Genomic DNA, 21,480 nt, shown 5'->3' on the forward strand with positions numbered 1-21,480 from the left:
GGGGCGTCCATGAAGGGCCGCACGGTCCGCCTCACCGGCTTCGTGACCCGCGACGACTACGGCACCTGGTCCATCGCCCGCCTCCTCGTCACCTGCTGCGCCGCCGACGCGCAGGCACTGAAGGTCCGGATCCGCGGCGCGCACGCCCCGGCGGCCGACGGTCACGGGGACGTGGCACCCGACCGGCAGGCCCGGCTCCGACGCGGCTCGCCCGGCCCTGGACGCCACGTCCGTGAAACGGGTCCCGGCACCTTCGGATCCGTACGAGAAGCGTTGACCGGTTGTGTGCCGGGTGCCGGTCGGCGGGGGCTTGGCGCGCAGTTCCCCGCGCCCCTAAAGGGGCTGGGGCCGCGGGGGCTTCGTCCACCCCGGTGGTAACCAGCCCAGTTGGTCCGGCTCGGGCGGGGTGGGTTTGGTGCGGGCCAGGAGGATGGCCACGTCGTCCTCCGAGGCGGTGGGGTCGAGGTGGGTGATGACGGTGTCGAGGAGGGTGGGGAGGGGGTCGGTCGGGGTGATGGGGAGGGTGGCGAGGGTGTGAAGGCCTGTTTCGATGTCGCGGTCGCGGCGTTCGACCAGGCCGTCGGTGCACAGGAGGAGGACGGAGCCCGGGGGGAGCGGGACCGTGGTGGCCGCGAAGGAGCCGAGGCCCACGCCCAGGGGTGGGGCGACGGGGAGGCTGAGGAGCGTGCGGGTGCCGTCGGGGGTGACGAGGGGCGGGGGGATGTGGCCCGCGTTGGAGAAGGTGGCGCGTTCCCGGCGGGGGTCCAGGAGGGCGATGAGGCAGGTCGCGACCCGGTCCAACTCCAGGGTCAGCGCGGTGCGTTCGGCCTGGAGGAGGATGAAGTCGGGGCTGCTGCCCTGGATCGCCAGGGTGCGGAGTACGGAGCGGTACTCGCTCATCGCCGCTGCCGCGCGGACTCCGTGGCCCATGACGTCGCCCACCACCAGCAGCGTGCGGTCGTGGGGGAGCGCCAGTGTGTCGAACCAGTCGCCGCCCACTTCCGCTCCTGAGCCCGCCGGGAGGTAGCGGCCCAGGGTTTCGACGCCGGGGCCCGTGACCGTGGGCGCGTTGAGGAAGGCGCGCTGCATCTCCAGGGCCGTCTCGTGTTCCCGCGTGTAGCGGACCGCGTGGGCGATGCCGGTGGCGGCCCGGTCGGTGAGGTCTCCCAGCAACTCGGTGTCCGTGTCCGTCAGTCGGGGGGAGTCGCCGGCGCGGAACACCATCACCGCGCCCACCAGCTCCTCGTGGACCGCGAGCGGGAGGTAGATCCCCGAGTGCGCGCCCATCCGCAGGAGGTGCTCCTTGCGTTCGGGCGACGGCGAGAACTGGCGCATGGCCTCGTCGTCGGGGTGGCTGAGGACCAGCGGGCGCCGGTCGGCCAGGACATGGGCCATCGGGGAGCCCGCCCGGTAGACCACGAACTCGTCGAGACGGCCGAGCGGGGAGGACACCTCCGCCAGGTCCGGGGTGGTGGCCAGCGCGATGCGGCGCAGGCGCAGCGGGTAGTTCTCCGACGGCACCCGGGGCGTGCCCTCCGGGTCGACCACGTCCACCGCCGCGTAGTCCGCGAAGCGCGGGACCAGCAGGTCGGCGAGCGCCTGGCAGGCCTGGCGGAGGTCGAGTGTCGCGCCGGTGGTGCGGTTCGCCTCGTCGAGGAGGGCCATCCGGTTGCCGGCCTGTACGAGGTGCTCGCGGCCGCGCAGCGCGTCGGTGACCTCCAGGACGACGGCCGCCACCCCGAGGACCTCGCCGGACGACGTCGACAGCCGGTGGTAGGCCCCCAGCCACCACCGGTTGTCCCCCGCCCCGTCGGCCGGGGTCTGCCCGCCCACCGTGACGATCTGTGGCACCCCCGTGCGCAGCACCTGTTCGAGGAGCTGCTCCGACGACTCCAGGTCCGGCAGGACGTCCGGCAGCCGGCGGCCGATGTGGTCGGCGGCCGGGACGCCGTTGAGGAGGGCCAGCGCGTCGTTGATGTAGAGGTAGCGCAGGCTCCGGTCCAGCACGGCGATACCGGCCGGGCAGCCGTCGAGGATCCGCCGGGCCAGGGTCAGTTCCGCCAGCAGCCGCTCCGCGTGCTCCCCCACCCCCTCGGCGCGGTCCACCGCGTTCGCGATCGCCGCCAGTTCCTCCTGGGTGAGCAGGATGCGCGGGGTGGGCTGGACCTGGTCACCGGGCACCCTCCCACGGCACCACGCCGCCGCCCTGCCCACCAACGGGCGGGCCCGTCCGGGTGACGCCGACCACGGAAACGGACACGGCCACGGAAACGGACACGGCTTCGGCCCTGGCCTCGCCTCCGGCCCGGGCGTTGGCCCTGGCCTCGGTCCCGGCCCGGCCCCGGTCCTGGCTCCAGCCCCAGCTACGGTCCTGGCCCCGCCCCGGTCCTGGCTCCGGCTCCAGCCCCGGCTACGGCCCCGCCCGGCCCCGGCTACGGTCCCGGCGTTGGCCCTGGCCCCTCCCCGTTCCTGGCTGCGGTCCCGGCGTCGACCCTGGACTTGGTCCCGGCCGCGGCCGCGGCCTCGGTCCCGGCCCCGCCCCGCCTGAACCCCGCCCCGCCCCGGCTACGGCCCCTTCGTCGGCTCCAGCCCCGGCCCGGTTCTGCCCTTGGCCCCGTCCCGCGGCAAGGCCTCTGCCGCGGGACCCTCCGTCCCGGGGGAACCCGCCAGCCGCCACACCTCCCCCGCCTCCAGGGCCGCGTGCTCGGCGGGCGGATACTCGCCGGTCAGCCCCGCGACCCGGACCGGCTTGCCCCCGCGCTCGGCGAACAGGGCGATGGTGAGGGCGAGCCGCGGCGAGTACACGCTCTGCCACACCGTCCGCGCCCCCGGCCCGCTGCCCGCGCCCGCCGCATGGCTGGTCACCGGCAGGAACGCGGCCCCGACCCCCGTCGCGACCGGCTTGACCGCGGTGCCCGGAGCGTCCGGACCGAGCGAACCGTGCATCAGCCTGGTGACCACCGCGGCTTCCTTCTCACCCATCGCGGTACGCGTCTTCGGGCGCGCGGTGTGCACCGTACGGCCCCCGCGGGTGATCTTCGTGACCGTGTACGGGGTCGCGTACTCACCCCCGGCGGCCACGGTCGCGTACGCGGAGTTCAGGCGCATCGGCGTCGGAGCCGCCTCCTTCGGGAGCCCGGTCAGCGGCTCGCCCAGCCGTATGCCCGCGTACGTGAACGGTTCGGTGGCCGTGCCCGCCTCGACCGCCCCGTCGACGGCGTCGTTGAACGGCTGGTGCGCGTAGTCCGCGCCGCCGTACAGCACGCGGACCGCGCCGTCGCCGGGCACGGTCGCGACGACCGCGGTGTGCAGCCGCGCCCCCTTCGCGTCCTTGGGCGTACGGTCGCGGACCAGCTCCGCCGTCTCGTCCTGGAGGCCGAGGTCGAAGGTGGTGTGCACCTTGTAGCCCCCGCGCGCCAACTGGTCCTCGGTGATGCCGAGCCGGTCGGCGGCCTCGGCGGACGCCGCGTCGATCAGGTACTGGCGCCCGCCGTCCGTGTCGCCCGGCGGATAGAAGCGGAACGCCGGGAAGCGGGCGGCCGTCCGCTCGCGGTCGCTGATCGCGCCCGAGTCCGCCATGGCGTCGAGCACCCAGGCCCAGCGGCGCTCCAGCGTCCCGGTCACCTTCGCGTCGGCGCCGGCCCGCTCGTAGTACGAGGGGAGGTTGACGATCCCGGCGAGGGCGGCGCCCTGGGAGACCGTCAGGTCCTTCGCGCCCACGCCGAAGTAGTTCCGGGCCGCCGATTCGACACCGGCCGCGCCACGGCCGAAGTACACCGTGTTGAGGTAGCCCTCCAGGATGTCGTCCTTGGACCGCGTACGGTCGAGCTTCACGGCGATCAGCGCCTCGCGCGCCTTGCGGCCCAGCGACTGCTCCGGGGTCAGCAGGGCGTTCTTCACGTACTGCTGCGTGATCGTGGAGCCGCCCTGCCGCTCGCCGCCCGTCACGGCCGCTATCGCCGCCCGCAGGATCGCGGTCGGGGCGACCCCCGAATCCGTACGGAAGGAGCGGTTCTCCGCGGCGATCACGGCGTCCTGGACGTGCCGGGGGACCTGCTTGAGGGAGATGTCCTGGCGGTCGACCGGCCCGCGCCGGCCCAGGTACTCGCCCTCGGCGTCCACGAAGACCGTGCTCTGGCTGACCGTCTCCGGATGCGGGTCGGGGATCCCGGTCATGCGGTACGCGACGACGAGCCCGGCGCAGGCCGTGAGGAACAGGACGAGGAGGGCGGCCAGGACGCGGCGCAGACGGCGGGTGCGGGTGCGGCGGAGGTAGGTCCGCAGGGTGCGGAGGCGGCTCCGCAGGGTCCGCGGGGGCAGGGCGCGCGGGCGAGTGGTCATCAGGAGGTGCCCGTCTGTGTGAGGAGCTTGCCGGCGGAGTCGTACGCCTTCACGGTGGTCTCGCTCAACCAGCCCTTGCCGTCGGGGAGTTGGGTGTCCGCGTACCAGACGGACCAGCCCGGGCTGCCTGCCAGGGTGAGGATCCGGGCGGTGAACGTGCCGTCGGGGGTGGTGAGTTGGACGCGGGACGGTTCGCGGACGCTCTGGAGTACGCCGGAGTGGAAGAGGCGTGTCCCCGAGGCGGGGTCCGACTCCAGGGTGATGGCGGCGCTCGATCCCTTCGATCCCTTGTCGGCCGGACGGAACTGGTTCGGCGCCTTCGGCGTCGACCAGTGCTTGCCGTCCTTGGTGAGCCAGAGCTCGACACCGGGCGCGGCGGCTACCCGCTCACCGGCGGTCACGACCCGAACCGACGCCCTGGCGACGGGAGTTGTGCCGCCGCCACCGCCGTCGGAGCCGGTGCCGCGCACGGCCCCCAGTGCCAGCGGCACGAGCAGCAGGGCGCAGACGGTGGTCAGCACGGCCGTCGTGCGGCGGCGGCTCCGCCGACGGGTGCGGCCCGCCTCCTCCACGGCCGGGAGAACGGCGGCCGGGATGCCGGGGGGCTGAACGGGGCCGGGCACGGACCGGCCCCCGCGGCGAGTCGATTCGCCGTACGCCGGATGGGCGCGCAGGTCCTTCAGCGCTCGGCGGCCGTGCGCCTTGACCGCGCCGGGCGAGGAGTTGAGCAGCGCGGCGATCTCGCGATGGGACAGGCCGTCCCAGTGGTGCAGGACGGCGACGGCCCGGCGGCGGGGCGGGAGAGCCGCCAACACCTCGGTGAGCGGGTCGAGTCGACCGGCCGCGTACGGCTCCGGGGCACGCCGGGAGCCGATGAACGGCCGTGTCCGGCTCCGCAGAAAGCCCCGTACCAGAGCCCGCCGGACGTAGAACTCCGCGTCGTCGCGCGGAGTTCTGCGCCGCGCGTACACCTCCGCCAGCGCCGCTCTCGCGAGTCTCTCCGCGTCGGCGGAGTGCCCCGTGAGCAGTCGGGCCGTACGCGTCAGCCGGGGCCAGTACTCCCCGGCACGGGCGGTGAATTCGTCGTCCATGGTCAGTCGAGCGCGCTGTCCGCGCGCCACTCCCTCCGGCTCAGCCCTGCGTGGTGCTTGTGCTTCGATGTACGCGGCGCCCGTAACCTCCGTGCCGTCTGAGACGTCTGTGACGTATGGGACCTGTACGCACGGCGGAGGCAGCCGGGTTGCACGGGCATCCGAAGAGAACGGCGAGGGCAGCGGCGACGACAACTGTGACGACAGCGGCAGGGGGCGGGGCGGGGGGTATGACCGAGGAGGAGTTCGACGGGTTCTACGCCGCGGCGTTCCCCCGGCTGACCGGGCAGCTCTACGCCTTCACCGGCGACCACGGCGAGGCGCAGGACGTCGTCCAGGAGGCGTTCGTGCGCGCCTGGGACCGGCGGCGGGAGTTCCTCGCCGACGGTGCGCCCGAGGCGTGGGTCCGTACGGTCGCGATGCGGCTCGCGGTGAGCCGGTGGCGGCGGGCGCGGCGCTGGCTGGAACTGGTGCGCCGCAATCCGCCGCCCGAGCACACTCCCGGTCCCGGGCCCGAACGGACCGCGCTCGTGGGCGCGTTGCGCGAACTGCCCGAAGCGCAGCGCATGGCCGTCGTTCTGCACCATCTGTGCGACTTGAGTGTCGAGCAGGTAGCCTCCGAGACCGGTGCGCCCGTGGGGACGGTCAAGGCCCGGCTGTCCCGCGGCCGGGCGGCGCTGGCGCGGCGGCTCGGCGAGGCCGACGAACTGGGTGAGAGGGAGGACGACCGTGTCCGATGAGCTCACGCCCGGCACCACGCGCGGATTCGAGGGCCTCGACGCCGGTCCCGACTCCGCTTCCGGTGGTACCGAACTGGCCACCGCGCTGCGCGAGTTGGCCCACGACCACGAGACGCCCGTACCGGTTCCGGGCACGGAGATCCGTCGTCGCGCGGGGCGTCGACGGCGCCGGCGGCAGGTCTCGTTCGCCGCGGCCGGTGCCACGGCCGCCGGGGCTCTCGCGCTGGTCCTGACCGTGGTCCTCACCGGCGGGCGGGACGCCGGATCGACCACGCCCGCCGCGAGTTACACCGCGCCCACGCCGCCCACACCGCCGGCCACCGCCGAGCCCAGTCCGGTGGCAGTCGCCGCCACCGTCGATCTCGGCCGGCGTGAGATGTCCGTCGAGGGGCGGACCCTGCCGATCTCCTCCGGGTCGCTCAAGACACCGACGCCGACCGGCCTGATGACGGTCACCGCCAAGTACCGGGCGGCGACGGTGCCCGGCGACTCGGCGGGCTGGAACGGGTACGACGTCAAGGGGACCTGGGTGATGAGGCTGCGCACCCCCGACGACCGTACGAACTACCTCCTCGCCCTCACCTGGGACGAGAAGGCACCCGGCAACTACGACCGCACCGGCGGTGTGATCGGCCTGCGGCGCGACGACGCGATGTGGCTGTACGAGGCGCTGAAGCCGGGATCGGTGGTGGAGGTGGTGGGGTCGGCCCCGCAGGAGACGTCCGGAGGCACGGGTATGGGCGCGGGCGCGGGGGCGAGTACGGATTCGGATTCGGGGGCCATGGCGACGACGCCGACGGAGCCGGAGCCGGGCGCCTTGGAGGCGACCCCGGCCGAGCGTGGTCTCGCGACACCCTGAAGCCTGCGGTCTTTCCCTGTTGACGGTCGTATCCGGGGCAAGACCTGGCCCTCCCTTTACTGCGCATTAGTTGCAGGTGCGGTGGCCCCGCGGTGAGGGTGGGGAGGCGGCTCCACCGGACGTAAGGCAAGGCGGACCCATGACCACCCTCTCCTCCTGGCGTGCCTCCCTGAACCGGGAGGAGTGGGTCCGGGTCGGCGGGATGGCCGCGTTCATCGTGGCGCTGCACGTCATCGGCTGGTTCACGCTCGTCGCGATCGTGGGGCCCGAGCACTACAGCATCGGCACCAAATCCTTCGGGATCGGCATCGGCGTCACCGCGTACACGCTCGGCATGCGGCACGCCTTCGACGCGGACCACATCGCCGCGATCGACAACACCACCCGCAAGCTGATGGCCGAGGGGCAGCGGCCGCTGTCGGTCGGGTTCTGGTTCTCGCTGGGGCACTCCAGCGTCGTGTTCGCGCTCGCGTTCCTGCTGTCGCTGGGGGTGAAGGCGGTCGCCGGGCCGGTACGGGACGACGGCTCCGCCCTCCACAGCGTCACGGGGCTCATCGGCACGACGGTCTCCGGGGTCTTCCTGTACGTCATCGCCGCGGTCAACCTCGTCGTCCTCGCCGGGATCTGGAAGGTCTTCCGGCAGATGCGGCACGGGCACTTCGACGAGGCGGCGCTGGAGGACCGGCTGAACAACCGCGGTTTCCTGAACCGGCTGCTGGGCCGCGTCATGAAGTCGATCACCAAGCCGTGGCAGATGTACCCGCTGGGGCTGCTCTTCGGGCTCGGCTTCGACACCGCGACGGAGGTCGCGCTGCTGGTGCTCGCCGGATCCGGGGCCGCCTCCGGACTGCCGTGGTACGCGATCCTGTGCCTGCCCGTGCTGTTCGCGGCCGGCATGTCGCTGCTCGACACGATCGACGGGTCGTTCATGAACTTCGCGTACGGCTGGGCGTTCTCCAAGCCCGTACGGAAGGTCTACTACAACCTCACCGTCACGGGTCTGTCGGTCGCGGTCGCGCTCCTCGTCGGGACCGTGGAACTCCTCGGGCTGCTCGCCGAACGGTTCTCCCTGCACGGCGTGTTCTGGGACCGGGTGGCCGGAATCGACCTGAACGTCGTCGGGTTCGTGATCGTGGGGCTCTTCGTCGCCACCTGGGCGCTCGCGCTGGTGGTGTGGCGGGTCGGCCGTATCGAGGAGAAGTGGACGGCGGGTCTGCGCGCACCGACGGAACAGCCGGCCGAGTAAGGGGCCTTGGCGACCGGTCAGTGGGCGTGCGGCATGAGGCGGTCCACCATGCGGCGGGCCGCTCCCGGGCGTGGTCCGGGGACCACCGGTGGGCGCTCCCAGTCGCACGGTGGTGACGGACGGCGGGGCGTGACCGCGCCGTGCTCCTTCAGCGCGACGCTCACGAGGCCCAGCAGGAGCTGGACGTCGGCGTCGCAGTCGAGGAGCACGGTGATCCAGGAGGCGCCGGGGCGGACCCTGATCGCGCTGGCGTGCGCGAGCTGGGGAAGCAGGCGTTCGACGGCCGTGCGGGTGAGGTAGAGGTCGGCGGAGTCGTCGGAGTGGAAGTGGACGATCTCGTGTCCCGCCGTAGCGAAGGCTTGCCCAACGGTGCACCGGGGCGGGCCACTTACCAGGTTCGGCCAGGTCTCCAGGAGAGCCATGGCGCGATGGGCCGCGGTCATAACCCCATACTCGCGCACGCTTCACCTGAAGGACCACCCCCATCCACTTGCGACTACTCCCCTCGCATACCCGGTCACCCGATGATCCGGGCCTGGGGCCGAACGGGCCGGGTGCGATGAGTTTCCGGGCACGGGGCAGTCCTCACCGGAGAAGGCGCCTGCAGAGCAGCGGGCTGCACAGAAACAGTCCGCAGAGAAACAGTCCGCAGAGAAACAGTCCGCAGAGAAACACTCCGCAGAGAAGGAGGCCGTCATGAAGGACGACCAAGAGCTGATCCGGGAGCTGATCGAGCGGTGGGCCGCCGCGGTGCACGCCGGTGACCTGGACACGGTCCTGGCCGACCATGCCGAGGACATCGTGATGTTCGACGTACCGCCTCCGCAGGACGGCGTGCGTGGCCTGGACACGTACCGCGCGACCTGGCCGCCGTTCTTCGAGTGGCAGGCCAAGGGAGCCTCCTTCGACATCGTCTCCCTGGACGTCACCGCGGGCGCGGACGTCGCCTTCGCCCACGCCCTGCTGCGCTGCGGCACCCCGGAGGAACTGGCCGCCGCGCCCGGCACCCGCCTCCGCCTGGCCCTCGGCCTGCGCAAGGAGAACGGCCGCTGGACCGTGGCGCACGAGCACCACTCGTTCCCGCTGGGAGACGAGCAGTAGCGCCGGGCGGACACCGGCACACCGTCCCGGTGTGCCCCGCCGCCGCGCGCCAGCGGCCGACACGTCCCGAAAGCTGGTGGTATGGCTGTCCGGGTGCGTCGACGGGCGTACCGGCGTACGGGTACAGCGCGGCGGAGGTGGGTTGGTGGAGCGGCCTGGTGAGGGGGTGCCGGCACCGGTCGGGATGGTCGAGGAGGCCGTCGAGTCGATCGGGACCACCCTCGACGAGCGGACCACCTGCGCCGAACTGGTCGGATTCCTGGGGCGGCACGGCTGCGAGGCCGTCGCCGTGGACCTGCTGGGCGAGGACGTGCCCGCGACGCGGCCCGCGAGCGATCAGGCGCTGACCCGGGCCGCGACGGTGGGGCCCAGGGAACTGCTTGAGGCCCACGACGGGGAGCCGTCCCTGACCGTACGGGCCCTGGACGAGGGGCATCCGATCACCACGACGGACGACGTGTCGGGCGGTGTGCCCCGCCGCTCGATCTCGGTGCCGATGCTCGCGCACGGCCGCCTGTACGGGGTGCTGCTGGGGGTCCGCACCGGCCGCCCCTTCGCCGACCACGAGACCGCCGCCATGCACTACGCGGCCCGCCTCGCCGCCGTCCACATCGGACACGCCCGCCGCCACAGCGCCGTCCACAGCACCGCGATGAAGCTCCAGCGCGCCCTCCTCGCCGAGCCCGGCCGCCCGCATCCGAACCTCGACCTCGCCACCCGCTACCTGCCCGTCGGCGGCGGCACCCTCGTCGGCGGCGACTGGTTCGAGACCGTACGGCTGCACTACGGCCGCACCCTGCTGGTCATGGGCGACGTCATGGGGCACGGCCTGGACGCCGCGGTCGACATGAACGCGTACCGCTCGATGCTCCGGTACGTCGCCTCCGCCGATCTGCCCCCGCACCGCGTGCTGCGCCGGCTCGACGCCGCCGTCTCCGAGGACGGCACGCGCCGGCCGGCAACCTGTCTGCTCGCCCGTGTCGACCCGGCCCGCGGGACGGCCGCGCTCGCCAGCGCGGGCCATCTGCCTCCGGCCGTGTTCGCGGGCGACGGCACCGGAACCCTGATCGACGTGCCCGTGGGGCCCCCGCTCGGCACCGGCGTCGGCGGCTACGAGCTCGGCACCCACGAACTCGCCCCCGACGAGACCCTGTTGATGTTCACCGACGGTCTGGTCGAGCGGCGCGAGGAGGACATCGACGCCTCCCTGTCCCGGCTGGCCGCCCTGCGGCTGCGCCCGGAGGCCGACACCGAATCCTTCCTGGACCAGGTCCTCGACCGCCTCGACGCCCACCGCGCCCAGGACGACGTCGCTGTTCTGGCCGCGCGGACCCGCCCCCGGAGAGCGCGGTAGCGCCCCGAGCCGGAACGCTGAGCCGGACCGCCGAGCGGCGTACGCGAACTCTCCCACCCCGACAGCTCCTGAGCCCACCGCGGCGGCGGCCCTCGCGGGGCGCGCCCGATCTCACCGGGTCAGCAGGTCCCGTACGGCTTCGACCACCTCGTCGGGAGCCTCCTCCGCCATGAAGTGGCCGCAGGAGACGGTCGTATGACGCAGGTCGGGCGCCCACGCGGACCACAGCGCGGCGGCGTCGAAACCGAGGGCGCTGCCCCAGTCCTGCTGGAGGACCGTCACCGGCATCCGCAGCCGGCGGTCGGCGTCGCGGTCGGCCCGGTCGTGCGTGACGTCGATCCCGGCGGAGGCGCGGTAGTCGGCGACGATCGAGGGGACGGCCGCGCGGGACGCCGCCAGGTAGGCGGCGCGGATCTCCGGCGGCACGGCCTCCGGGTCGCGCGTCCAGAGGTCGAGGAAGTGGCCGAAGAAGGCGTCTCTGCGGGTGCGTGGGGGCTGGTTGCGCAGTTCCCCGCGCCCCCAGGTAGGTGGGCGTTGGACTCTTGAGTCTGGTGGGGGTGAATCAGTGCGTGGTCAGCAGTGCGGTGGCGGAGAGGTCGGCGGTCGGGATGGTGCGGGTCGTGTTCGGGGTGCTGGGTCCTACGGTCGCCGCCGTGGACAGCGGGGACCCGCTCTCGTTGGCCTGGTGACCTACGAGGTCCTCGGCCACCTCATCCGCCTCCAGGCCCGCGCGGCCCTCGCCGACTTCGCCGCCGCGGACACCCACGCGGCCGCCGCGGACCGCCTCGCCGAACGCCACGAACTGCCGCTGGTGGGCGTCTTCACCGACTGGTACGGAGCCCTGCGGCTCAGCGCGACCGGAGAGCCGGCCCGGGCCGAGACCGCCTGCCGTGCCGCCGCGGCCCGCCTCGACGGCGCCGGCATGCCCGGCCTGGAACGCGGCCTCCTCCCGCTCGCGCTCCTCTGCCTGCGCCTGACCCACGGGCTCCCGCCGGACCCGGACCCCCGGGCGGACTGGGGCCCGCACCGCCCCTGGGCCGAGCCGTTCACCCTGATCGCCGAGGGCCGTCACACCGAGGCCCGTACCGCACTGCAAGCCCTCCCGGAACCTCCGCACGACCTCCTGTACGAGGCCTACTGCGCCCTGGAGGCCGAAGCCGCACTCCGCCTCGACGACCGGCCCGTACTGGAGCGCGCCCGCTCCCGCCTGCGCCCGGCCGCCGCCGAACTCGCGGGCGCGGGCAGCGGACTGCTCACCCTGGGACCGGTCGAGCGATACCTCGCCGACTAGGGACGACGGTCGCCGAGCGGGCCCGAAGGCTCAGCCCTCCGCGTCAGCCTCCTCGTTCGCCGGCCGAGCCGCCGGCTTCTTTCCGGCGAGTACGTCCTGGAGGCGCTGTGTGCCGAGCTGGGCGGCCTGCCGGGTGGAGTTGGCGGAGACGCCGTCGAGGCCTCCGTTGGTGAGGGAGAGCGCACTGTCACCGACCCGCACGGCGGCGAAGTCCAGGGTGAGTACGGCGGACGAGCCGCCCGACTCGCCGTACACCTTCATGCGCAGACTCTCGCGGGCCTCGCCCACGCCGGGCAGGGGCGTGGCGGTGACCAGGACAGTCAGCTCCCCGCCCTTGACGTCCGCGGCCGTGAACTGGCCGCACTTGCCCGGCACCTCCTTCAGCCAGGCCAGCGACGCGTCCAGTGCCGCCCGGTCGTACGCCCCGACCTGGTAGCGCACCTGCGCCCCGTCGTCCTTGTCGTCCAGGCCCCTGACCGCGCGGGCCCCGGCCGGTTCGCCCAGCAGGTCCTCCGCGTACAGGCCGTCGAGCAGCCGCTGGCAGTCGGCGATGTCCGTCCTGCCCTTGAGCAGCGCGTCCCGCCAGGTCGCCCCGCCCTGGGTCGGCTTCCATCCCTTGCCCAGGTCCTTGTTGGAGATCAGCGCCGACTTCACCTGCGCCTCGGTGAGCGTGGGGGCGACCGTGACCGAGGGGGACGGCGACGGGAGCTGCCCGGCCACGGGCGAGGCGGATGCCGCCGTGTCGCCCTTCGGCGCCGCCCCGGAACCGGCGCCGTCACCGGCCGAGCACCCGGCCGTCGTCAGCAGCGCGGCCGCCGCCAGGGCCGGGACGACAGCGAGGACCGTACGACGACGGGAGGGGCGGAGCGGGCTCGGTGGGGCGGACGGGCCGGGCGGACGGGTCATCGCGGAATGCCTCCTACGGCTCCGGCGGGCGCGGGATCTCCACCCCACCGCATCACCGGTCGGTACCGCCCACCAGCGCACCGGTCCGACCGGGTGAGGCATTCCGCCCGTTCGAGATGCCCGGTTCGAGATGCCCGGTTCGAGATGCCCCCGCCCTCCGCCGCGCGGACACTTGCACCATGCCGGGAAGGATCGAGGACTACGCCCTCGTCGGAGACCTGCTCACCGCCGCCCTCGTCGGGTGCGACGGCAGCCTCGACTGGCTGTGCCTGCCGCGCTTCGACTCGCCCGCCTGTTTCGCGGCGCTGCTGGGCGACGAGAACAACGGCCGATGGCTGATCGCCCCGGTAGGCGCGGACACCGACGAAGGGGTGACGGTCCGCCGTCGCTACCGCGGCGACTCCCTCGTCCTGGAGACCGAGTGGGAGACCGCCACCGGCCGGGCCACTGTCGTCGACTTCATGCCGCGCCGCGACGGCGCCCCCAGCGTCGTACGCATCGTCGAGGGCCACTCCGGCACGGTCGACCTGCACATGGATCTGCGGCTGCGCTTCGAGTACGGCAGCGTCGTGCCCTGGATGCACCGCGAGGACGGACGGCTGACGGGCATCGCGGGCCCGGAGTCGGTCTGGCTGACCACGCCCGTCGCGCTGACCGGACAGGGCGAGGCCCACATCGCCGACTTCACGGTAACCGCGGGCGAACGGATCCCCTCCGTCCTGACCTGGCAGCCGTCCCACCTGCCCGCCCCCGACCCGGTGGACCCCTTCGACGCGCTGGGCCGCACCGAGGAGTACTGGAAGGAGTGGCTGCGCCCCTTCTCGTACGACGGCGTCTACCGTGACGCGGTCGTCCGTTCCCTCATCACCCTCAAGGCCCTCACCTACGAGCCGACCGGCGGCATCGTCGCCGCCCCCACCAGCTCCCTTCCCGAACAGCCCGGCGGCGTCCGCAACTGGGACTACCGCTACTGCTGGCTGCGCGACGCCGGAATGACCCTGGAGGCCCTGCTCCGCAGCGGCTTCACCGCCGAGGCACAGGCCTGGCGCGGCTGGCTGGAACGGGCGGTGGCGGGCCGGCCCAAGGACATCCAGATCATGTACGGCATCGGCGGCGAACGCCGGCTGACGGAGTGGACGGCCGACTGGCTCGCCGGGTACGAGAACTCCCGCCCGGTACGGATCGGCAACGGCGCCGCCGCCCAGCAACAGCTCGACGTACCGGGCGAGTTGATGGATACCCTCTCGCTCACCCTGCGTTCCGGACTGCGTCCCGAACGGCATCTCCTCTCGCTCCAGCAGGCCCTGCTCGACCATCTGGAAGAGGTGTGGACCCGCCCCGACCAGGGCCTGTGGGAGACGCGCGGCGAACCCCGCCACCACGTCCACTCCAAGGTCATGTGCTGGGTGGCATTCGACCGGGCCGTCCGCCTGGCCGAGGAGCATGGGCGCCCGGGGCCCGTCGCCCACTGGCGCGAGGTCCGGGACCGTATCCACCGGGAGGTCTGCGAGCGGGGCTTCGACCAGGCCCGCGCCACCTTCACCCAGTCCTACGGCTCCCGCGCGCTCGACGCCGCGCTGCTGCTCATCCCGGGGACCGGCTTCCTGCCGCCGGACGACCCGCGCGTGATCGGCACGGTCGCCGCCGTCGAACGCGAACTCACGACCGACGACGGCCTGGTCAGCCGCTACTCGACGGGCGCCGCGGGAGCCACGGGCACGGGCGGGGCCGCGGCCCCCGACGGCCTCACCGGCGGCGAAGGTGCCTTCCTCGCCTGCTCCTTCTGGCTCGCGGACGCCCTGCTCCTGACCGGCCGCGAGGGCGACGCCCGCCGCCTCTTCGAACGCCTTCTGCTCCTGCGCAACGACGTCGGTCTCCTGGCCGAGGAGTACGACCCCCTCGCCCGCCGCCAGCTGGGCAATTTCCCCCAGGCGTTCACGCACGTTCCGCTGATCCGCGTGGCGTACGAACTGGACGGGCACGCGACCCGTCACGCACGAAAACTTGTTCCGTAAAGTACCGGTGAATCCAAGGCGTCTTCTGCGAGGCTGGCGGGATGCAGACCCTTTACAGAAGACTGCTCACGTTCCTTCCCCGTATAGGTGTGAAGGTGCTCGATCTCGGCCCTGGCGCCGCCGTCGTGTTCCGGCGGGGTGACCGGACCGGCGTCCCTGTGGGACAGGGCGCCCATCTGGTGGCCGAGGGGAAGGGGCGCTACGCCGTCACCTCGGTGGGTTCCGATACGTGGCTGGTGGGGCGCGGGGCCAAGGGGCGGAAGGCGACGAGCGTCCCCTTCGGTGCCACCGGAGCGCGGCTCCTCCTCGACGAAGCCGTGTCGGCCGAAGCGGAGCGGGAGTTCCAGCTCGGGGCCGCCCACTATCTCGGTGCCCAGCATGTGGCCGCGCTCCTTGAGCTGAACCGCGTGAACTGCGTGTTCGACGTGGGGGCCAATATCGGGCAGTACGGGAAGGGGCTCCGGCGGTTCGGCTACAAGGGGCGCATCGTCTCCTTCGAGCCGGTGTCCGTCACCTTCGAGAAGCTGCGGCAGTCCGCCGAGAACGATCCCGACTGGCAGGTCTACAACTTCGCGCTCGGGCGTGAGGAGGCCGTGCAGTCCATCCATATCGACTGGAAGTCCATGAACTCCCTGCTGCCGCCGAGCGAGTACGGCAAGGAGCGGTACAAGCGGTTCGCCAAGGGGCGTACCGAGGAGATCGAGATCCGGCGGCTCGACGACGTGATGCAGAAGGCGCTGGAGGGGATCGAGGATCCCCGGCCGTACTTGAAGATGGACACGCAGGGCTTCGACATGGAGGTGTTCGCCGGGGCGGGGGACCGGATCTCCGAGTTCGTGGGGATGCAGTCCGAGGTTGCGGCGTTGCGGTTGTACGAGGGGAGTCCCTTGATGGGGGAGGCGATCGCCGCGTACGAGGCCGCGGGGTTCGGTGTCACCGGGATGTACCCCGTCACTCGGGAGCCTGCCACCGGGCGGGTTGTGGAGTTCGACTGCGTCATGGTTCGGCCTGAGGCAAGTGGGTCTGCTGCGGGTTGAGTTGGGCTGAGCGCGCAGTTCCCCGCGCCCCCAAGAGCATGGGGCTGGGGTGGGATGTGGTCTGCGGGTTGTTTTGGGCTGAGCGCCGTTCCCCCCGCCCCTGACGGGGCGTTGGGGGTGGTCGCGAGTCGGTAGGCTGGCCCCTGCTGCGAAATCCCCCCACCTGCGCGCTTCTGCATCGCATGAAGTGCCGTTCGCGGTCGTCGTGTTGGCCTTCTGCGTTGTTGAGGATGATTCGCTGGTGCTCGTCGCGGAGCGGTATCGGTTGCACGGATCCATTGGCCGCGGCGGTATGGGGGAGGTGTGGCAGGCCACCGACGAGGTGCTCGGGCGGGAGGTGGCGGTCAAGCTGCTGCTCGGGGACGAGGCCGACAGCGCGGCGGCCGCCCGGTTCCGGCTGGAGGCGCAGACGGCGGCCCGGCTGAGCCATCCCTACGTCGTCGCCGTGTTCGACTTCGGCGCTTGGGACGACCGCTTCTACCTGGTCATGGAACTCGTCGAGGGCCAGAGCCTCGCGCAGGAGCTGACCGCGGCGGGCAGCCTCGGGAGCGAGCGGGTCGCCACGGTCGCCGCCCAGGCCGCGGCCGGTCTCGCCGCCGCGCACCGGGAAGGGATCGTGCACCGGGACATCAAGCCCGGCAACCTCCTCTCGGACGCCCAAGGAACCGTGAAGATCGGTGACTTCGGCATCGCCCGCTTCGTCGACGACCCGGCCTCCGCGCTCACCACTGCAGGCCAGATCGTCGGCACCAGCCTCTATCTCGCCCCCGAACGCGCCCTGGGCAGACCGGCGTCGGCCGCCTCGGACGTCTACTCTCTGGGCTGCGTGCTGTACCAACTCCTCACCGGGCGACCGCCGTTCCACGCCGAGAGTGCGACGGTCACCCTGCACCAGCACATCGACATGGCCCCGGTGCCGCCCCGCGAGCACGGTGTCCAGCTGCCGCCCGCCTTCGAGAACTACCTCCTCGGCCTCCTCGCCAAGCAGCCCGAGGACCGGCCCACGGCCCAGGAGGTCGCGGACTGGTTCGGCACGGGGGCCTGGCGGGGGCTGGCCGAGCCGCTGCCCGTGGCGTCGGACACGAAGCCGGCTTCGCGCTCCGGCTCACCGTCGTACGCTTCGTCGTCGTACGCCTCCCGGCCGCCGCAGTCGGGTTCCGCCGAGACCGGGCCTTCGACGATGTACCGGCTGCCGCCGACCGCCGCTCAGTCCGCGCAGCCCGCCCGCGCCGCTCACCAGACCCACGCCGCTCGTGCCACCCACGCCCACGCGGCCAACTCCGCGCCCTCCACACCGTCGCGCCGCGCGCGGTCGGGCGGGGCGAGATCGGGTGGCGGGGTCGGTGCGATGGCCCGTCGTCGGCCCCGGGTGTTCGGCATCCTCGCCGGTGCGGTGCTGTTCGTGCTGGCCGTGCTCGCCGGCATGAAGATGTTCTCGCCGGACACCACCTCGACGGAGACCGGGAACGGGCTGAAGGACGGTCCGTCGTCCACCGGCCCCGAGAGGACCGGGGTGCCGGCCGCCGGACCCGTGGCCCGGACCGGGGCGCCCGACTCCACACCCGAGCCCGGTGTCAACGCGGAGCCTCCCGCGTCCCCCTCCTTCACGGAAACCCCGGCCGTCACACCGACCCCGGCCGAGACCGAGGAGGAGAAGCCGAAGGAACAGCAGGAGCAGGCCCCGCCGAAGCAGCAGGAACAGGAGCAGCCGCCGCCGCAGTACGGCGACGGGGACGACGATGACGACGCCGGATACGGCGACGACTAGAAGTCCTGCTCCGGCTAGAAGTCCTTCTCCGGCCAGTCGAGCAGCCGCGCCCCGATGACCGCCGTCTGCAGCGTGTACCGGTGCACCGGATCGGCCGGATTCGCGCCGGTGAGCGTGTGGATGCGGTCCAGCCGGTAGGTGAGCGCGCGGACGCTGAGCGACAGCCGCCGGGCCGCCTCCGCGGCGACGCAGCCGGAGTCGAAGTACGCGGTGAGGGTGTCGAGAAGCGGCTCCGCCCCGCCGCGGGCCTGGCGCAACGGTCCGAGCGCACTCAGGACGAGGTCGGCCATGGCCTGCCGGTCCCGGGTGAGCACGGGGTACACGAGCAGGTCGGCGGCGCGCAGCACGGGGGTGTCGAACTCCAGGCGGTCGGCCAGGTCGAGGGCGTTCAGCGCCTCCTCGTACGAGTGGACGACCCCGCCGGGCCCCGGCTGGGAGCGGCCGATGGCGACGCGCCCGCCGTCGGTGGCCGCGTACGCCTGCTTGGCGAAGAAGTCGAGCACGTCGTCCTGGTCGCCGGGCGCGATGCACACCAGGCGTCCGTCCTTGGTGGTCACGAGGATGCTGCGGTCGCCGAACCGGCTGATCAGGGAGCGCTCCACATCGCGGGGCACGGCGTCCCCCTCGTCGTACGAGGCCCGGCCCTGGGCCACGGCGACGGCGTGCGCGTGCGAGAGGCGCAGCCCGAAGCGTTCGGCGCGTTCGGCCAGCAGACCGAGGTCGCTGCGGCCGTGCAGGAGGTCGTCGATGAACTCCCGGCGTGCGGCCTCCTCCTGGCGTACGGCGAGGAGTTGGGCCCGCTCGTAGCCCTCGGCGAAGGCGTCGACGGCCTGCTCGACGGCGGCGAGAGTGCTCTCGCCGGCCGTGGTGGGCCAGTGGACGCGGGCGGCTGCCAGGTGTGCGCCGACGAGGGCGCGCAGTCCGTAGCCCGCCTCGGCGGCCCGCTCGCCCAGGGCCCGGCGGGAGTCGAGTTCGTCGCGGGTCAGCCGACGGCCGGTCGCGGAGGCGTCCGCGAGGATGCGCCCATACCCCTCCAGATACTCCTCGGGTATGTCCCGCCCCGCCGCCATCCGCACCCCCGTTTTCCTGATGAGCCGTTGACGCATTTCTAGCGCATACGGGCGGAGCGCGGTCCCGTGGGGGAAGGGCTCACTGCCGGAAGACGGCAGGTCCATGCGTGATCTCGGTTCCTCTCACCACGGAGGACGTTCGGAGGATGCTCGGAGGAGTTCGGGGGAAGTTCGGCGGGAGTTTCGGGGCGAGGCAAGAGATGGGGCCCCGGCGCCGGTCGTCTCACGACGATGTGTCCGGCACCGGGGCCCTTATCCGTCCCCCGTGCTCCCCGTTTCTGCCGGACCATCGTGACCCGGGACCGGAGCCCGGCGCATTGCCGGATTCCGGCAATCTTTACGCGTTCTTGATGCCGGAGGGCGGCGAAGCGCTCGAACACGAGTGCCACGTACGGTGTCGGCACGGCGTCAGGAACGCGTAAAGACTGCCGGGTCACGGCAATGTGCACACGTGTACGAAGCTGGCACAATGCCCGTTGATCGAGGTGACCGGCGCAGGTGGGGGGAGGTGGACCGGTGACTCTGTTTCTCGGTCTCGGCATCGCGGGGATCGTCCTGCTGGTCCTGACGCTGGTCTTCGACGGCGTACTCGAGGGGCTCTTCGGCGGGACGAGTTTCCTGGACGGGCTCTTCGACGGCCTGCTCTCGCTGCCGGTCATCGCCGGGTTCGTCTCGATGCTCGGCTTCGGCGGGGCGCTCGTGCTCGGCACGACCGGGCTCGGCGCCGGACCCGCCACCGCGGTGGGCATCGGCGCCGGGGCCGGGGCGGGCTGGCTGACCTGGCGGTTCAGCCGGTCCCTGATGAGGGACGAGCCGTCCGCGACCCCGCGCGGCACCGACCTCGTGGGCAGTTCGGGCTCGGTCGTCACACCGATCCCGGCCGAGGGCTACGGCGAGGTGCTCGTGTATCTCGCGGGCCAGCCGGTGAAGCTGGCGGCCAAGAGCCCCGAGCCGGTGGCCCGGGGCGCCGAGATCTGGGTCGAGGAGTCGCTGTCACCGACATCGGTGGCGGTCAGGCCGGTCCAGCGCTGAGGCCCTGTCCGTCCCGTCACCCGTACCGCCCGTACCACTCGTACCACTCGTACTGATCTGCCGCCCGGGGGGTGGCAGGGGGGAATCCACCATGAGTCCAGTTCTCGTCGCGGTCGTGGGAGTCGTCGTACTCCTTGTGCTGCTCGCGCTCGTCGTCGTCACCCGTTACAAGGTGGCCGGGCCCAGCCAGGCGTTCATCGTCACCGGCCGGCGCGGCAAGAAGTCCACCGACCCGGACACCGGCCGGGTGTTCACCGACAACAGCGGCCAGAAGGTCGTGGTCGGCGGCGGTGTCTTCGTCGTGCCGTTCGTACAGCAGAAGTTCACCCTGGACCTGTCCTCGCGGCACATCCCGATCTCGGTGCGCGGCGCGGTCACACTGCGCGGCGTCAAGGCGAACCTCGAAGGCGTCGCCATCGTCAAGGTCGGCGGCACCGAGGACTCCATCCGCGCCGCGGCCCAGCGGTTCCTGATGCAGCAGGACGGCATCGTCGGCTTCACCCAGGAGGTGCTGTCCGGCGCGCTGCGTTCCATCGTGGGCCGGATGTCGGTGGAGGACATCATCCGGGACCGTGCCGCGTTCGCCGGGCAGGTCGCGGAGGAGGCGGAGGCGAGCCTGTCCGGGCAGGGCCTGGTGCTCGACGCCTTCCAGATCCAGGACATCACCACCGAGGGCTCCTACCTGGAGGACCTCGGCCGGCCCGAGGCCGCCCGCGCCAAGCAGGAGGCCGACATCGCCGAGGCGGTGGCCCGGCGCGCCGCCGAGCAGGCCCGGCTGAAGGCCGAGGAGGAGATCGCGATCGCCCAGCGGACGTTCGCCCTCAAGACCGCGGAGATCAAGGCCGAGACGGACGAGGCGGCGGCCCGTGCCGCGGCGGCCGGCCCGCTGGCCGAGGCCGCCCGCTCGCAGGAGGTCCTCGCCGAGCAGGAGAAGGTCGCCCAGCGGCAGGCCGCGCTGACCGACCGCGAGCTGGACACCAAGGTCCGCAAGCCCGCCGACGCCGCCCGCTACCAGGCCGAGCAGGAGGCCGAGGCCCGGCGTATCGCCCAGGTCAAGGAGGCCGAGGCGGACGCCCAGCGCTCCCGGCTGACCGGTGAGGGCGAGAAGGCACACCGCGCGGCGCTCGCCGACGCCGTACGCATCGAGGGTGAGGCGGAGGCCGCGGCCATCGGTGCGAAGGGGGCGGCCGAGGCCGAGGCCATGCGCAAGAAGGCCGACGCGTTCGCCCAGTACGGCGACGCTGCCGTACTGCAGATGCTTGTCGAGGTGCTGCCGCAGGTTGTCGCCAAGGCGTCCGAGCCGCTCAGCGCCATCGACAAGATGACGGTCATCTCGACGGACGGGGCAAGCCAGTTGTCCCGCACTGTCGCGGACAACGTGGCCCAGGGGGTCGAACTCCTCAGCTCCACGACGGGGGTTGACCTTGCGGAGCTGCTCAAGAGCATCACTGCGCCGAAGCAGGGCGCTGTCGCGGTGGAGGCCAACGGGAAGATCGAAGTTGGTGAGTGACGGTACGGGTTGAGTTCGGCTGCGGGTGAGTGGGGGCTGACCGCGCAGTTCCCCGCGCCTTTGAGGGGCGCGGGGAACTGCGCGGTCAACCCCCACCGGGCCCGCACCCGACAACGCAC

Annotated in this window: 17 protein-coding genes and 3 pseudogenes; 12 read left to right on the top strand and 8 right to left on the bottom strand. The window is 72.6% G+C overall.

The window, feature by feature from the left end; all coding sequences use genetic code 11:
* Positions 1-277 (top strand): annotated as a pseudogene (locus tag O3Q52_RS23835) (TIGR03943 family protein); the annotation flags it as partial.
* Between the two features lie 56 nt (positions 278-333).
* On the opposite strand, the gene O3Q52_RS23840 reads toward O3Q52_RS23835, so the two are convergent.
* The 3 genes from O3Q52_RS23840 to O3Q52_RS23850 all read right to left on the bottom strand — a co-directional run bounded on the left by O3Q52_RS23840 (position 334) and on the right by O3Q52_RS23850 (position 5,432).
* A complete protein-coding gene (locus tag O3Q52_RS23840; protein ID WP_269650802.1) occupies positions 334-2,181 on the bottom strand; it encodes a SpoIIE family protein phosphatase in 1,848 nt (615 codons plus the stop codon).
* Positions 2,182-2,565: 384 nt separating this feature from the next.
* Positions 2,566-4,341, bottom strand: coding sequence for a transglycosylase domain-containing protein (locus tag O3Q52_RS23845; protein WP_269650803.1), 1,776 nt, complete (start codon positions 4,339-4,341; stop codon positions 2,566-2,568).
* Positions 4,341-5,432: a sigma factor-like helix-turn-helix DNA-binding protein gene (locus tag O3Q52_RS23850; RefSeq protein ID WP_269650804.1), complete on the bottom strand. Its 1,092-nt coding sequence runs from the start codon at positions 5,430-5,432 to the stop codon at positions 4,341-4,343. The genes O3Q52_RS23845 and O3Q52_RS23850 overlap by 1 nt, the downstream gene beginning before the upstream one ends.
* Positions 5,433-5,662: 230 nt before the next feature.
* Between O3Q52_RS23850 and O3Q52_RS23855 the strand changes: the two genes are divergently transcribed.
* From O3Q52_RS23855 to O3Q52_RS23865, 3 genes are all read left to right on the top strand, one after another.
* Positions 5,663-6,172: a SigE family RNA polymerase sigma factor gene (locus tag O3Q52_RS23855; RefSeq protein ID WP_269650805.1), complete on the top strand. Its 510-nt coding sequence runs from the start codon at positions 5,663-5,665 to the stop codon at positions 6,170-6,172.
* A complete protein-coding gene (locus O3Q52_RS23860; RefSeq protein ID WP_269650806.1) occupies positions 6,162-7,031 on the top strand; it encodes a L,D-transpeptidase in 870 nt (289 codons plus the stop codon). Before O3Q52_RS23855 ends, O3Q52_RS23860 begins: the two co-directional genes overlap by 11 nt.
* 139 nt (positions 7,032-7,170) lie before the next feature.
* Positions 7,171-8,277: a HoxN/HupN/NixA family nickel/cobalt transporter gene (locus O3Q52_RS23865; RefSeq protein ID WP_269650807.1), complete on the top strand. Its 1,107-nt coding sequence runs from the start codon at positions 7,171-7,173 to the stop codon at positions 8,275-8,277.
* A 17-nt stretch (positions 8,278-8,294) separates the two neighbouring features.
* Here the strand turns inward: O3Q52_RS23865 and O3Q52_RS23870 are convergent, their stop codons facing one another.
* The gene (locus O3Q52_RS23870; RefSeq protein ID WP_269650808.1) at positions 8,295-8,720 is read right to left on the bottom strand and encodes a luciferase family protein; all 426 of its coding nucleotides are present in this window, start codon (positions 8,718-8,720) and stop codon (positions 8,295-8,297) included.
* Positions 8,721-8,973: 253 nt separating this feature from the next.
* Between O3Q52_RS23870 and O3Q52_RS23875 the strand changes: the two genes are divergently transcribed.
* Both O3Q52_RS23875 and O3Q52_RS23880 read left to right on the top strand, forming a co-directional pair.
* Complete coding sequence (locus tag O3Q52_RS23875) at positions 8,974-9,378, top strand: nuclear transport factor 2 family protein (RefSeq protein ID WP_269650809.1); 405 nt, start codon at positions 8,974-8,976, stop codon at positions 9,376-9,378.
* A 166-nt stretch (positions 9,379-9,544) separates the two neighbouring features.
* Positions 9,545-10,732, top strand: a complete 1,188-nt coding sequence (locus tag O3Q52_RS23880) for a GAF domain-containing SpoIIE family protein phosphatase (RefSeq protein WP_332112935.1) — start codon at positions 9,545-9,547, stop codon at positions 10,730-10,732.
* Between the two features lie 111 nt (positions 10,733-10,843).
* On the opposite strand, the pseudogene O3Q52_RS23885 reads toward O3Q52_RS23880, so the two are convergent.
* Positions 10,844-11,209: pseudogene (locus O3Q52_RS23885) on the bottom strand (alpha/beta fold hydrolase); the annotation flags it as partial.
* An 85-nt stretch (positions 11,210-11,294) separates the two neighbouring features.
* Positions 11,295-11,441: a hypothetical protein gene (locus O3Q52_RS23890; protein WP_269650818.1), complete on the bottom strand. Its 147-nt coding sequence runs from the start codon at positions 11,439-11,441 to the stop codon at positions 11,295-11,297.
* Between O3Q52_RS23890 and O3Q52_RS23895 the strand changes: the two are divergent.
* A pseudogene (locus tag O3Q52_RS23895) lies at positions 11,412-12,023 on the top strand (SARP family transcriptional regulator); the annotation flags it as partial. The gene O3Q52_RS23890 and the pseudogene O3Q52_RS23895 overlap by 30 nt on opposite strands.
* A gap of 30 nt (positions 12,024-12,053) precedes the next feature.
* On the opposite strand, the gene O3Q52_RS23900 reads toward O3Q52_RS23895, so the two are convergent.
* The gene (locus O3Q52_RS23900; RefSeq protein WP_269650810.1) at positions 12,054-12,929 is read right to left on the bottom strand and encodes a hypothetical protein; all 876 of its coding nucleotides are present in this window, start codon (positions 12,927-12,929) and stop codon (positions 12,054-12,056) included.
* A 179-nt stretch (positions 12,930-13,108) separates the two neighbouring features.
* On the opposite strand from O3Q52_RS23900, the gene O3Q52_RS23905 reads away from it, so the two are divergent.
* From O3Q52_RS23905 to O3Q52_RS23915, 3 genes are all read left to right on the top strand, one after another.
* Positions 13,109-14,944, top strand: coding sequence for a glycoside hydrolase family 15 protein (locus O3Q52_RS23905; protein ID WP_269650811.1), 1,836 nt, complete (start codon positions 13,109-13,111; stop codon positions 14,942-14,944).
* A 41-nt stretch (positions 14,945-14,985) separates the two neighbouring features.
* Complete coding sequence (locus O3Q52_RS23910) at positions 14,986-15,981, top strand: FkbM family methyltransferase (RefSeq protein WP_269650812.1); 996 nt, start codon at positions 14,986-14,988, stop codon at positions 15,979-15,981.
* Between the two features lie 265 nt (positions 15,982-16,246).
* Positions 16,247-17,749 (top strand): serine/threonine-protein kinase, encoded by a 1,503-nt coding sequence (locus tag O3Q52_RS23915; RefSeq protein WP_269650813.1) that lies wholly within the window; start codon positions 16,247-16,249, stop codon positions 17,747-17,749.
* Positions 17,750-17,763: 14 nt separating this feature from the next.
* Here O3Q52_RS23915 and O3Q52_RS23920 read toward each other — a convergent pair whose 3' ends face one another.
* Complete coding sequence (locus O3Q52_RS23920; protein WP_269650817.1) at positions 17,764-18,819, bottom strand: CdaR family transcriptional regulator; 1,056 nt, start codon at positions 18,817-18,819, stop codon at positions 17,764-17,766.
* Between the two features lie 516 nt (positions 18,820-19,335).
* On the opposite strand from O3Q52_RS23920, the gene O3Q52_RS23925 reads away from it, so the two are divergent.
* Both O3Q52_RS23925 and O3Q52_RS23930 read left to right on the top strand, forming a co-directional pair.
* Positions 19,336-19,851, top strand: a complete 516-nt coding sequence (locus O3Q52_RS23925) for a hypothetical protein (protein WP_269650814.1) — start codon at positions 19,336-19,338, stop codon at positions 19,849-19,851.
* A gap of 91 nt (positions 19,852-19,942) precedes the next feature.
* Entirely contained in the window at positions 19,943-21,361 is a 1,419-nt protein-coding gene (locus O3Q52_RS23930; RefSeq protein ID WP_269650815.1) for a flotillin family protein, read from the top strand.
* The last annotated feature ends 119 nt before the right edge of the window (positions 21,362-21,480 follow it).

This window comes from Streptomyces sp. ActVer, from assembly GCF_027270795.1.
In the GTDB taxonomy this organism is placed as follows: Bacteria; Actinomycetota; Actinomycetes; order Streptomycetales; family Streptomycetaceae; genus Streptomyces; species Streptomyces umbrinus_A.